Source organism: Streptomyces sp. WZ-12, assembly GCF_028898845.1.
GTDB lineage: Bacteria > Actinomycetota > Actinomycetes > Streptomycetales > Streptomycetaceae > Streptomyces.
Genome location: NZ_CP118574.1, coordinates 8,304,393 through 8,317,856 on the forward strand (window position 1 = coordinate 8,304,393; position 13,464 = coordinate 8,317,856).

Annotated in this window: 6 protein-coding genes; 2 read left to right on the forward strand and 4 right to left on the reverse strand. The window is 71.5% G+C overall.

From position 1 onward, the window contains the following. Positions 1-140: 140 nt before the first annotated feature. Together PV796_RS36445 and PV796_RS36450 are read left to right on the forward strand one after the other, a co-directional pair. Complete coding sequence (locus PV796_RS36445) at positions 141-2,003, forward strand: sensor histidine kinase (RefSeq protein WP_274918027.1); 1,863 nt, start codon at positions 141-143, stop codon at positions 2,001-2,003. Between the two features lie 202 nt (positions 2,004-2,205). Beyond that, positions 2,206-4,155 carry an AAA family ATPase gene (locus tag PV796_RS36450; protein WP_274918028.1) on the forward strand — a complete coding sequence of 650 codons (1,950 nt, stop codon included), beginning with the start codon at positions 2,206-2,208 and terminating at the stop codon, positions 4,153-4,155. 265 nt (positions 4,156-4,420) lie between these two features. Here PV796_RS36450 and PV796_RS36455 read toward each other — a convergent pair whose 3' ends face one another. From PV796_RS36455 to PV796_RS36470, 4 genes are all read right to left on the reverse strand, one after another. Next, the gene (locus tag PV796_RS36455; RefSeq protein WP_274918029.1) at positions 4,421-5,590 is read right to left on the reverse strand and encodes a chloride channel protein; all 1,170 of its coding nucleotides are present in this window, start codon (positions 5,588-5,590) and stop codon (positions 4,421-4,423) included. Between the two features lie 345 nt (positions 5,591-5,935). Next, a complete protein-coding gene (locus PV796_RS36460) occupies positions 5,936-6,466 on the reverse strand; it encodes an IclR family transcriptional regulator (RefSeq protein ID WP_274918030.1) in 531 nt (176 codons plus the stop codon). 353 nt (positions 6,467-6,819) lie between these two features. Further along, positions 6,820-7,827 (reverse strand): FUSC family protein, encoded by a 1,008-nt coding sequence (locus PV796_RS36465; protein ID WP_274918031.1) that lies wholly within the window; start codon positions 7,825-7,827, stop codon positions 6,820-6,822. A gap of 190 nt (positions 7,828-8,017) precedes the next feature. After that, complete coding sequence (locus PV796_RS36470; RefSeq protein WP_274918032.1) at positions 8,018-13,150, reverse strand: alpha/beta hydrolase; 5,133 nt, start codon at positions 13,148-13,150, stop codon at positions 8,018-8,020. Positions 13,151-13,464 lie beyond the last annotated feature (314 nt).

Below are 13,464 nucleotides of genomic sequence, written 5' to 3' on the forward strand. Positions count from 1 at the left end.
GGCCGGCATTCCCTAGCGTGGACCCGATCGCCATGAACCAAGCACCCGCACCGAGATCCACCCGCCGAGGCCGCGCCACGCGCCGAGGCCGAGGCTTCCCGCTCCTCACCCGACCACGCCACTGGCGGTTGACGACCCGGATGGCGATTGTGCTCGTCCTCCCCGCGGCCCTCGCGGTCAGCCTCGCCGTGCCCCGGATCACCGAATCCCTGGACCGCGTCGGCCAGTTGAACCACAACGAGAACACCATCCGGCTCGTCGTCTCTGCCACCACGCTCGCGCACGCACTGGAGAACGAGCGCGATGTCGCCGCCCTTACCCCCGGAGAGGTCGGCGCCGCCGTCCGCGAGCACCGTGCGGCCACCGATCAGGCATGGGACGCCTTCCGCGACAGCGCCCGGAAGGCCGGCGGCGGTGACCGCCTGCAGCAGCGCCTCGACGAGGTCGAATCGGAGTTGCGGGGGTTGGCCGGCGTACGGGCGAGGGCCTTCACCGACGCCCTGGGAACGGTCGCCTCCCAGACCGCGTACTCCGGCCTGATCCTCCCGTTGCTGAGCCTGGTCACCGAGGCGAACCCCGGGGACGACGCCCACGCCACCCAGGGCTGGGCGCTGTACGCGCTGGCTGTCGGGAAGCTCGCGCTCTCCAGCGAACGGGCCCTGCTGAACGCCGCGTTGGCCGACGGCCGCACCGAGCCCGACGTCGCCACCGCGCTGCTGGCCTCCCAGGGCATCCAGGAGATGGCACTGCGCGAGTTCCGTGCCAACGCGGTCACCCAGGACGCGCAGCACTACGAGCGCGTCGCACCGGGCCTCGCCGAGGCGGGCCGACTGGCCAAGGCCGCGGCAGCCGACGCGCAGCGCGGCACCGGGGGAGCGGAACAGAAGACCGGAGCGAAGGCGTGGCACCGTAGTGCCACCCAGGCCCTGGACGGGCTGCGCTCGGTCGAGTCCGAGGTCACCCAGCGAATGCTCGACTCCAACGCGGCGCTTCGGGACCAAGCCGGAGAAGACGCCGTCCGGGACACCGTGTACGTCGCCGTCGCGCTCGGCCTGGCCCTGCTGGTGACCGCGGTCGCCGCCCACTCCGTGGTCAGTCGGCTGCGGCGGCTGCGGCGCGCCGCCCTCCAGGCCGCCGAACACCGACTGCCCGCCCTCGTCGAGGCCGTCTCGCGGCAGGCGCCCGGCCAGGTGGACCTCAAGGCCACGCCGGTCGACCTCGGCACCCGGGACGAAGTCGGCGATGTCTCCCGGGCGTTCGACGCCGTGCTCCACGAGGCCGTACGGCAGGCCGCCGATCAGGCGACGCTGCGCCAGAGCGTCAAGGCCGTGCTGACCTCGTTGGGCCGACGCAACCAGGGCCTGGTCTACCGGCAGTTGGAGGTCATCACCGAGCTGGAGAACACCGAGCAGAACCCCGCGCGACTGGCGGGCCTCTTCCAGATCGACCACCTGGCCACCCGGATGCGGCGGCACGGCGAGAACCTGCTGCTGCTGACCGACGAGAGCCCCGCCCGGGTGCACGCGGTGCCCGCGCCGCTGCTGGACGTCGTACGGGCCGGTGCCGCGGAGGTGGAGCACTACACCCGTGTCCGCATGGGGCAGTTGCCGGATCTGTGGGTGTCCGGGCCGGCCGTGCATGACGTCAGCCACCTGCTGGCGGAGCTACTGGAGAACGCGACCCGGTACTCGGACCCGGCCGAACCGGTGCAGGTGAAAGCCGAGTTGGGAGCGGAGGGCGGCGTCGTCCTGTGGATCAGCGACCGGGGCGCCGGGATGTCGGCATCCACGGTGGCCGAACTCAACGCCCGGCTCGGTGACCCTCCCCTGATCGACGTGGCCACCACAGGCCAGATGGGCCTCTACGTCGTCAGTCGGCTCGCCGCCCGGCTCGGGATCGACGTCGAGCTGTCCTGCCCGGGCGAGGGCTGCACGGTCGCGGTGGAGCTGCCGGCGGTGCTGTTGGTGGCGCCGGAGCCGTACGGCAGGCCGGCCGGATGCTGACGGCCGGGCCCGCGCGGGGTCAACCTCCGGTCCCACCCCGTCAACTGAGGCCGACAGACCCGCGGCGGAGTCGCCCCTACGGTCGTTCCCAGGCGTCTGTTGGCCCCCTGCCGCCCACCCGGGGCGTTGGGTGACGGTCGTGCCGCTGCCGCCTCCCCACGTGCCCGTACGCGTGCCCGAACCAGTGGAGATCCGCACTCCGATGACCCGAAGCCTTTTCGATGAACGACTCGCGGTGGCCGAGGAGCGGCTGCGGCACCTCTACCTCCGGCGCGAGGGCGACGACGAGGCGGAGTGGGGAGCACCGCTCGTCGATCCGCACGAGTGGCCGGACCCGGAAGACATGGCCCGCCTGGCTGCCGGGGGCGATCGACTGGCCCATGTGGCCGGGGAGTTCGGACTCACCGAGCGCGAGACGGACCTCCTGGTCACCTGTCTGCTGCCCGAGCTCAACCCCGTCTGCGGCTCCGCCATCCGCTTGCTGAGCGGGCTGCCCGTCTCCCGGCCCACCGTCGCCGTCGCCCTGTCCACCCATGGCATCCCGGTCCCGGACGCCCTCGCCGACGGTCTGCTGCGGGAGGGGTCACCGCTGCTCGACGGTGGCCTGGTGAGGTACGAGAACCCCGAAGCCTCCTTCCTCGAACGTGTGTTGAACGTCCACGACCGGGTGCTGGACTTCCTGACCGGCCAAGAAGCCGGCGCGCGATGCGGCGTCCGCTGGCTACGCATGCTGCCGCCGCACCCCGACGACCCCCGCGCCCCCGAGCCCGAGGACTCCCACGGCTCGGCACCCGAGCCGACCGGCGAACCAAGCCCGGCCCGCGCTCTGGTCGCAGCCCTCGCCACCGACCCCCACCGCGCCTGCTACCTCCGCCAGGGCATCGACGGCGAGGCCCTGCCCACCGCCCGCGCCGCGCTCGCCACCCTGGGCCGTACCCCCCTGCTGTTGGACCCCGACGCGCTCGCCACCGACGACAGCAGCCCCGCCCAACTCGCCCAGCGGACCGCCCTCGAAGCCCGGCTGCTCGGCGCCGCCCTGCTCGTCCCCGTACCGCCGCCCGGTACCGCCGCGCCCGAGCGGTGCGACCGGCTGCGCGGCCTGGTCACCCGCCTCGACGAGGCGCCGCTGCCGCTGCTCCTGTACGGCGGGCACCCCTGGGTCGCCCACCACTGGGACACCCCGCGCCCCGCCGAGATCGACCTGCGCGCCCCCGCCGCGCGCCGCCCCGATCGGCAACTGGGAGCCGCCGCATCGGCGGCCGTGGAGCACGTCCATCGGGCCGCAGCCCTGCGCGCGGCCGTCCCCACGACGGAGGAGGTGCGCCTGTCCGCCCGCCGCCGCTCCGCCGCCGAACTCGGCGCCCTGGCCCGGCACATCGTCCCCGAAGTCGGTTGGCAGGACCTCGTCCTGCCGGCGCCCGTTCGCCTCCGGCTGGACATGCTGACGGCCCGTGTGCGGCATCGTGACACGGTGTTCGGTGACGGGGGACTGCGTCGTGGCGGCGGCCGCGGCCGGGGCACCACCGCGCTGTTCGCGGGCGAGTCCGGGACCGGCAAGACCATGGCCGCCGAGGCCGTGGCCCAGGAACTCGGCCTCGATCTGTATGTCGTCAGCCTTCCTTCCCTCGTCTCCAAGTACATCGGTGAGACCGAGAAGAACCTCGAACGGGTCTTCTCCGCCGCCGACATGCTCGACGCCGTCGTCCTCTTCGACGAGGCCGACGCGATGTTCGCCAAGCGCGGCGAGGTCAAGGGCTCCAACGACCGGCACGCCAACATGCAGAGCGGCTACCTGCTGCAACGCCTGGAAGCCTTCAACGGCCTCGCGGTCCTCACCACCAACCTGCGCGCCAACATCGACACCGCCTTCACCCGCCGCTTCGACGAGGTCATCCACTTCGAGAGCCCCGGCCCCGAGGTCCGCACCCTGCTCTGGCGCTCCCTCCTGGGCGCGTCCGCCCCCGCCGGCCTCGACGTCGAAAGCCTCGCCCAGGCTTATGACTTGGCGGGCGGCAGCATCCGCGCCTGCGTGGAGAGCGCGGCCTTCGCGGCCGCGGCAGCCGGCCGCCCCCTGACCGAGGATGACCTTCTCCAGGGCATCGAAACGGAGTACGGCAAGCTGGGCCGGCTCTTCGCGCGGAGGGAGGCGTAGAGGTTCCACGCCCCGCGCACCTTCGCGCACCCGGCCCCCGAGCGCTGGTGAAACCGCGCCCCGCCTGCCCCACCGGCCTGTACGCCGACGGAGTTCGAGGGCCGCGTCACGACCCTCCGCATCTCCGGCGAGTTCCAGGCGAATCCGCCGGCGAGCCCTCACACGGCAGGCCGGTGGCCCCGGCGTCCGCGCCTGGGCCTTGCCCCGGGATGCCGAGGGTGCAGGTACGTGTTGTGGGTAGGTGGTGGAACCGGAACGGCGATGGTCACTGGGTGGGGAGGCGCACGGAGTAGATGGACGGGGTGTCGAACCTTCGGGAGACGAGCATGGCTCCGGTAACCGCGAGGAGCAGGGGGACCATCAGGGCGTCGATGGTGCGCGTGAGCTCCAGCATCAAGACCGTGGCGGCGACGGGCGCTTGCATGGCGGCGGCGAGGACAGCGGCAGCGCCCAGGACCGTGAAACCTGCGGCGGGCCCGGGCCAGGCCAGTGCCCAACCGTGACCGGCGAGTGCGCCGAGGAGGGCGCCGGTAGCGACGGTGGGAGTGAAGAGCCCGCCGCTGGCCCCGCTGCCCAGACTGCCGGCGGTGGCGATCGGTTTGAGGACGAGCAACGCCAACAGCACAGGAGCGGTGAGTTGCGTGCCGAGGGTGAGCTGAACGATGTCCTTGCCGTTTCCGAGCAGTTGGGGATACGGGATGGCCAATGCGCCGACCGCGGTGAAGACCAGGAGGGGTGAGACCAGCGGCCGCCATCCCGTCGGCCTGTGCGCGTGCGCGATCCGCATCATCCGTACCCAGCCGACCGCGGCCAGTCCCGCCAGTGGGCCGATCAGGACGGCGAACCCGATCAGGGAGGCGGACAGTGTCGCCTTCGGCAACTGGTAGGTGGGGCCGGTCGGAAGGACCGTCCAGGAGACCGCGGTGGCGATGGCGGACGTGGCCAGGGCCGGCAGGGCCAACCGCAGTGACACCACGCCAAGCATCACCTCCAAGGTGAGCAGCGCTCCCCCCAGGGGCACGTTGTAGACGCAGGCCATGCCGGCGCCGGCGCCACAGGCGGCCAGCAGTCTGCGGTGGGCGGTGCCGATGCGTGCCCAGTCCGACAGTCGCGAGGCGAGCGCCGCACCGGCCAGTCGCGGCGCCGCCTCCCGTCCCAACGAGGCGCCCATGCCCACGATCACCATGGACAGCACGGCACTGCCCAGACTGCGCCGCAGCGGCAGGCGCCCTTCGTCCCGCCACAACGCGGTGCTGACTTCCGACCCGCCAGGTCCCGTCCACCATCGCAACAGCCACCAGCCGATCCCGGCCACTGCTCCGGCGACGGACAGGGTCACCACCCGCCGGGACGCACCGATCTGCTCGACCGCGCTCAGGAAACTTCCCGACTGGTAGGAGTAGACGAGATGCGCCGTCGCGCGCAGGAGCGTCATCAGGGCGGCACCTGCGAGCCCCGCCAACACGCCGGTGGCCACCACCAGGACCCAAAACCGGGGAGGCAGGGCAGGGACATCCACCGGGGCGACGAGGTTCGGCTGCCCAATCGCCCCGGTCCCAGGGGCCTTTGCCCTTGCCCGGTTACCGCTTTGCCCGTCGTCCATCGCTCGCCCTCCGACGAAGCCGGCTGTCACTGTGCACCGGCCAGCATGCTCCCCCGAAACGGAGGCACACGGAGGTACCTGACTCGCGTGTCAGGCAAGGCCGCAGCGGTGCCGGGGCGGCACAGCGATCCGTCGATCAGCGCCAGGCAGCCGCCTGATCGGGCGGGCCTCGCCACGTCAGGCCCGGGTGGGCTTCCCGGCGGTCAGGCTGACGCGGATCGACGCCGCGGCGTGGCACAGCAGATGGCGGTAGCGAACGGACGCCGACAGGGCAGGGTGCAACAGATCCGCTGGCCCGGTCACGCTCAGCGCGGCGGCGTGCTCCGGTGCCTTTGGGCACGGCACGACGGTTGCCAGCTCGGCGGCGTCCGCATCAGGCTTCGCGGCGAACACACAGCGTCCGTCGTGGGGCAACGCCAGCGCAGTCGCCGCCGCGGAGGTCGGCGGCAACACGTCACCGGTGGCGAGCCGTTGCGGGCTGTTGTCGGGCCGGAAGACATGGTGGATGACCTGTGCGCCGCGCGGGTGCGCCACGGCGAGTTGGACGCTCATTCCACTGCCGATGGCGAGGTCGTCGGTCCAGATCATGCCTGCCGCTCGCAGGCAGTTGCAGTCGTGCGGCGGGACTGCGGCCCGCTCGTCGATGTGGCTGACCGCCAACCGCAGGGTTGCGACGGCGCGACGCACCATGGTGGATGCACGGTCCATGGCGAAAGCCTCCTCACGTGGATGCGGCGGGGGACCGGACTGCCGGCCGGTCTTCCTCGCCACCGTAGGGGGAGGTCCACATCCGGGCATCGGCCGTCAAGTGGATCGAGAGGTGGGGCGGTCACCACGGTCGGTGGACCCGTGGTGTCCACCGACCGACGGACATCACGGGTCCGCCGGCGCCTCCGGAGCCCGGCCGACGCGCTTCCCGGGCGCTGCTTCTCAGCGCGGTCGCGGAATCGGTCTTCCGGGCTCCAGGCCGCGCATCGCGCGGGGCCTGCCTCACGCGGGGCCTGCGTCACGCGGCTGCGGACCCGGACGGCTGAGGCCCGTGGTGGGCGGTTGGCCCACCGCTATCCGGGGCGTCGGTGGGTGGGCCACAACCAGCGGTGCGCGAGCACGGCGATGAATCCGCCCAGGAGGTTGAGCGCCACCCGGACCACCGCCGCGTACCAAGGCACCGGTTCGTCGAAGTCGCTCAGCAGCAGGAGCAGCACGGGCGAAGCAAGCGCCCAGTAGGCGTAGTTGGCGGGCCGGAAGGCATAGGCCAGCGCGCCGGAGACCCCCACTACTGCCGCCACCGCGTACGCACTCGGACGTGCCAGCAGTAGGGCGGCGGCGACCACCCCGCCCACGCTGTTCCCCAGCAGTCGCTTCGCGGACTTGACGCGCGTTCCCTGGGGAGTGGGTTGCAGGGTCAACAGCAGTGAGGTGACCAGCCAGTGACCCTCGCCCCACAGTGAGCCCTGCCAACCCGTGGCCACCGTGGCGGCACCGCTCAGCAGCGCCACCCGGCCGGCGTGGCGCACGGCCGGGACCGAGGGGGCCCGCGCTCGCGACCCGGCCGACCCATCCCCCGGAGCTCCGCGCGGCTGCAGCGGCAACAGCAGAGCGGCCGTCCACAGACACCCCACCAGTTGAGGCAACCCAGGCAGCACCAGGGGCCGCGCACCGCCGCCGGTGATGCCCACCAGCAGCACGGCGAGGGCTGTGGTGGTTCCCATCCGGGGCACCAGGACGCCGAGGAACGCCGCGACCGCCACTCCGGGAGCCAGGGCAGCCACCCCGCTGCCTGCCAGCGTCACGTAGATCCCGGCCGCGGTCACCCCTACCGTGCGGACCGCCAGGTAGCGAGCGCGTTCGGCGCGGCCGGCACCGGACGGGAACGGCATCGCCACCAGCACCGCCGGCAGGGCGATTGATGCTCCGAGAGCCGGATGTCCGGCCCAGGTACCCACTGCCAGCGGCCCGGCCAACGCCACGCCGGCCGCGATGCCATCGGCGTAACGTGGCTTTCCCTCTGGACGCAGCAGCCCGGCGACGGCGTCCGACACCACGTGAGCCTTCGAACGGATCGTCACGGCACCACGGTACGAGCTTCGTTGCGACATCACCCCAACACACGGGCGCTTGCGCTTGCCGCGTCAGGATCGCTACGCGGCGGATCCGCCATCGTCGACGGGGTCGGTACCGGGTCCGCCGATCGACCGCCTGAAACCGCGATCGGGCCGGCGGCGGAGAGGACCGGTGCCGCCGGCTCACGGAGGAACGTCAGTTGCCGCTGAAGCGTGCCCCGGTTTCCGCCAGGACCAGTACCCGCCGCCCGTCGGAGAGTCGGGCGCCCTCGGGGGTGAACTTCAGTGCCCCGTCCGGGGTTTCCCACTCGTCGCCCATCGGGTATTCCCGCGAGAGGGCGTTCGGCATTCCGGCCTTGAGCACTCCGTTGTGCGCGCCGACCAGTTCGCCGTGGCCGAGGCTGAGCATGGCGTGGATCATCTTCTGGCGCTCGCCGTCGACCCGCACGAACGCCACGCGGTAGCCCATCTTCAGCCGGCTGAAACTGCTCGCGTCCTTGATCTCGGTCCCTTCCCCGTTCAGGAAGGCGGTGAAGTCGTCGGGGGTGGTGGCGTTGGCGAGCCGGTGCATCTCGGCGTGGTCGAGGAGGCCGGTGCTGTGCTGCATCGCGGCGACCACGGCCCAACTGGAGTCCCCGGCCTGCCGTGCCTCTCTGTGGAAGGCGTCGTCCCACCAGCGGTTCGAGATGTGGGTGTGCGCCTTGAGCCGGTTGGCCTCGACATCCGATTCGGGCATCCGCCACACCTGGCGCACGGTCGCCGCGTTGTGTTCCTGCCCTGCCGGCAGCTCGCCGATGACCTCCTTGTTCAGTGCGTGGATCTCCCGCCACCGGTCCCCGTCGCCGAGTTCGCTGTTCGCGACCCGCCAGAGGCTGTCGCCGTGCTGCACCGTGTAGGTGGGGAAGACCTCCAGCGAGAGAGCGGTCCCGGCCGGGAACTCCACGGTCCGGGTCTCCTCCGCCGGGACCTGCGTGACCGTGCCGTTGGCGCCGCGCAGGACGGCCGTCGTGTTCCGCTTCGGGGTGAAGGTGCACTTGATGATCCGCCCGGCGTACTTGAGGTGGAACCGCACCCGCGGGTGCAGCAGCACTTCCGCGACCTCACCCAGGAAGCCCGGGAACACCACGTCGACCGTGCCGGCAGCGTGACCTACCACCGGGGTCACCGTGGGGGCGTCGCCGACGATCGCGGTCGCCGTCGCTGTCGCCTTCGGGACGGTGGCGGCCTTGACCGAGACCCGTACCGTACGGTCCGCCAGGCGTGCCGTCATGCCGGAGTCGTACCAGGTGGGACGGGTCAGCAACTGGGTGCCCTCCCGGTAATCCAGCGACCAGCGCGGTGCGTTGGTGCTGAACTCGGTGGCCGCGCTGCCGCTGTTGCTGAACTCCCGCATCTTGATCAGCCTGGTCGTCGTGCTCTGCCGGTACGTGGCCAGCCAGTTCTCCATGGGCAGGATGAGCGGGCCGTCGAGCCCCTGCATCCCCTTGTTGGCGAACTGGCCTGCCGAGAGGTCGAAGACCCAATCCCTGCCGCCCTTGCGGCCGATCACCACGAAGTGGTTGTCGTTGAGGGTCATGCGTCCTCCGTTGGACCACATGTCCATGCCCGCGTAGCGGATGTCGGTGAAGCCCTTCCTGCGTGCGAACTCGCCCACCGGCTTCATCAGCTTTTCGCAGTTCTCACTGGGGTTCGGCAGCAGCTTGCCGATCCCGCCGTCCTTGCGGGCGGAATCCAGCAGCTTGGTCGACAGCGCGCGGTCCGCGTCCGCCAGTCCCGCCACCCCGCTGTGCGGGCGCATCGACTCGATACGGAACTCCGGGGCGTCCGCATGCACGTACACCCGCACCTGCTGACCCTCGGCCAGTTCCCACACACCGTCGCTGCGGAACCTCAGGCCCGCGTCGTTCACCAGGTCGAACTCGGCGTAGCCGGGGCTCAGTCGAGGGTTGAGGCTCGCGTTGTTGAGGCCGGTCACCCGGCCGCGGCCCGTCGAGGTCATGGCGTGCAGCATGGTCTGTTCGCTCCCGGTGCCGCGGACGATCGCCACCCGCTCGCCGACCGGAATGCGCCCCAGGCTCTCCGGATTGGCGACCGCCTTCATCTCCTTGCCGCCGAGGAACGCGTCGAAGCTGGTCGCCCGGGTCACCGAACGCAGCCGTGCCGCTTCCGCCGGTGTGATGACCCCGGCGAGCTCGTCCACCCGGATCGCCGCGTCCCAGCACACGTCGCCGTGTCGGAACGCGGCCGCCGACAGGTCCTGATGGTGGGAGATGGCCGAGGCGTAGGCGGACGTGCGCTCCATGGGCGCCCTGCCTCGTACCCCGCCCTGGAGGCGCCCCACGATCCGGCGGGCCAGAATCCTCTCCTGGCCCCTGGCGATCACCGACCGGAGGTTCCCGGCCGCGGCGGCCTTCGCCCCGGGTGCTGCCGCGCGCAGGAACTTCGCCGCCGCGGCCGCGTCCAGTACCGTGCCGCCGATGGCGAAGACCATGCCCAGGGCGGCGTCGTCCTCCGCGTGGCGGCGCACGTCCCCGCGGTCGGCGGCCGCGCCCAACTGGCCCTGGAAGGCGGATGAGGCGATGCCGGCGGCACCCGCGACCAGGCTGACGGCCAGCGCCGCGCCCCCCGTCAGGCCGACCGCCACGAGCGTCGCCAGGTTGCTCACGGCGGTCGCCAGGTTGCGCCGGAACCGCAGGCCCTCGTCCCGCCGTTGTTCCTCGGGGGTGTACGAGAGCGCGTCCGCCTCCCTGCGGAGCTTGGTGAGGCCCGCGTCCCACAGGTCCTCGTACGCCCGGTCCGACGAGCGGAAGGTGAACGGGACGAAGCGGATCTCCCGGGAGCCGGCACCCAGGCCGCCGAGCCGGGCTCGCATCGGCCGGAAGTCGCTGGAGGAGGCCCGACCACTCTCGTAGGCGGACAGGTGACCACGGACGAACTGCTCCCAGTCCGTGGAGTAGAACATCGGTGACAGCACCTTCACGTCACCGGTGGTGACCGACGCGATCAGGTGGTTCTCGCCGCACGGGAAGGCGACGAGGTTGGGCACCACCTCCTGGTTGAAGACCACGAGTTGAGGTGGCTGCTCGCCGGACATCGCCGCGCTCACCGCGTCCGTGACGGGATTGCCGTCCGGCAACGCCGTGAACAGCCGCGCGAGGGCGCCCATGACCCGGTTGCGCGCGAAGTCCAGATAGGCGGTCTTGGTCTGCTGGGTATCGACGACCTTGAGCGAGTCGGCCAGGATCGTGTCACCGACCCGCTGGCGCACGGCATCGCTGCGCACCGCCCGCCACAGGCCCTGTGACACGGCCGTCGGCTTCTCGACGAGGGTGAGGGACCAGCCGCTGCTGGTCAGGTCGTTCTCGCGCTGCATCTCGCCGAGCACCACCTGGCGCACGGTGAAAGTGCGCTGCTTCCCCGCGTTCTCCCGCGGGTTGACCATGTTGGGGTTGTGCAGGCGGCGGTGGTAGGTGGCGGTGACCCGCGTGGCGAGGCTCACCGTTCGTGCCTCGGCCAACCTGCTCTCGGTCTCCAGGGCCGCACGGATCGTCCGGTCGACCTTCGCCGAGGACTCCGCCCGCTCGTCGGGGGACACGGTGAGCTCCCGGAGCAGCGGATCGATCACCGCGAACGGGTCCTCCTGCGCGGCGGTCGTCGCCCCGAACTCCCCCTGACCGTAAGACGGTTCGCCCACACTGCGCTTCCTGCGCTTCCCCTTGCCCCTGCCCTTCGGCTCAACCGTCGACCCACCCGACGCCGAGGGTTCGTGGTCGGGCAACGGGGTGTTGGTGGGGGGATTGGTGAACGGGCGTGCCAGGACGCTCTTGTGCCCCTCGAAGACGAGGCCGGACCGCTTCTTGTAGGCGGTGACCTTGTCACGGTTGCCGGTGACGATGCGGGCGAGGTTGGTGAGGGACTCCCGTGCGGGTCTGGTGTCGCTGGCGGGGTCGTAGTAGCTGGTGTGGGCCCGTTCCCGGTTCTCCGCCCAGCTGAGGGTGGGGTCGAGGGCGTACTCGCTCCTGAGGCGGGTGACCTTGCCGGTGGGGTCGTACCGGACGTGGGTGGGGTCGATGCTGAAGTAGTTGAGCTGGCTGACGGGGTCGTGTCTGTGGGCGGCGGCGAAGATGCGGTGGGCGGGGATGTTGAGGTGTTGGGCGCGGCGGCCGGTGCCAGGGCTGCCGAAGAGGACGAGGTAGTCGGCCTCTCCGCCGCCGAGGGGTTCGCTCCTGTAGGCGGCGAGGGCTTGGTTGACGGAGCGTGTGACGGTCGATTTCGCCGGGCCGTACAGGTACTGGGCCACGGAAAGACCGGTGGGGTCCACCGCGACCTCGGCGAGCGGCAGCGTCTTCTTGAGACCTTCGGCCGCGGCTTGTGTCCAGGTGCTGCCCTGCATGCGCTTCTTCGCGACGGCGGTGGGGGGAAAGAGCGAGACGACCTGGCGGGTCAGCTCCCGGGTGGTGCCGACGAGGGCGCCCTTGGCCCCGTCGGTGAGGCCGCCGTGCCGGGTGCTCCGCATCAGGGCGTAGCCCGCGACGACGCTTCCGTAGCTGAACCCGTTGACCGTGACCTGGGGTTGTTCCGGGAGACCGGCGCGCTTGCGGGCGGTGCTGTGCTTCCAGAGGGCGCGCCAGTGGCCGAGGTCAATATTCAGGAGCCTGGAGCCGTCCTTGGCGGGCCGGTCGTCGCTGACCTCGCCCTTGCCCGCGCGGAGGTCACGGGGCGCCTTGTAGCCCTGCCAGGCGATGACCGCGACCTTCGTCCCGGGGGCGATGTTGCGGCACTCGTCGTGAACGGTGCGGGCGCGGCGGACGAGTGCGTCGAAGTTCGAGGGGTCACTGCCCATACCGGGGACCAGAACGGCGACATGGGTGGCGGTCTCGATGTCGCCGACGGCGACGGACATCCGGCCGACGCCCTCGAAGTCCGGTTCGTACGCCAGGACTTGGCACGGGAGACCGGATCCGGCGGCGAGGGCCTTGGCGAGGTGGTGGGCGTTGACCCTGCGGAGATCCTTGGCTGCCGGCTTCGGGGAGGTGCCGACGAACCGGGACATGTTCGGGAACGGATCGGTCTCGCCGCCCTGGAGCGCGTCGGTGACGGTGTTCCCGGCGGCCTCCACGTCATGGCGGGAGATTTCCGGTGTGACTTCGGCGGGGCCCGCCGGTGCGGGCGCCGGCCGGTCCAGGTCCGCCGCCAACTCCTTCCTGTTGACCGTGTCCGCCTGGGCGAAGTCGTGGGGCTGGCCGGCCTCCAGCGCGAACTCCCCGGCGGGTTCAATGGCTTCCGCCGGGGGTGCGCTGGGTGCCCCGTCATGTGCGGTACCAGGCACGCTAGTTGATGTCCCCAGCGCCTCCGCCCAGGCTCCCAGGGCCGCCGTGGCCCCGGGCGGCACAGCACTGCTTCGCGTGGGCGGGTGAGCGGGCCGCTGGACCGGCCTCTGCTCCTGGTTCTTGGCCGGCTGCGCAGGGGCGAACTGATCCATCGTCATGTCGTGAACGTCCTAGCTTCTCGTGATGCGATGGGATATCGGGTGCGTCGCAACCCCGGTCCATGCGATCTCGGCTTCTTGGGGGCAACCGCACGCTCCTGTGGCACCGCGGCCGCGGGCACACGTCAGATCACCCAGCGCCACGACGTTAGCGC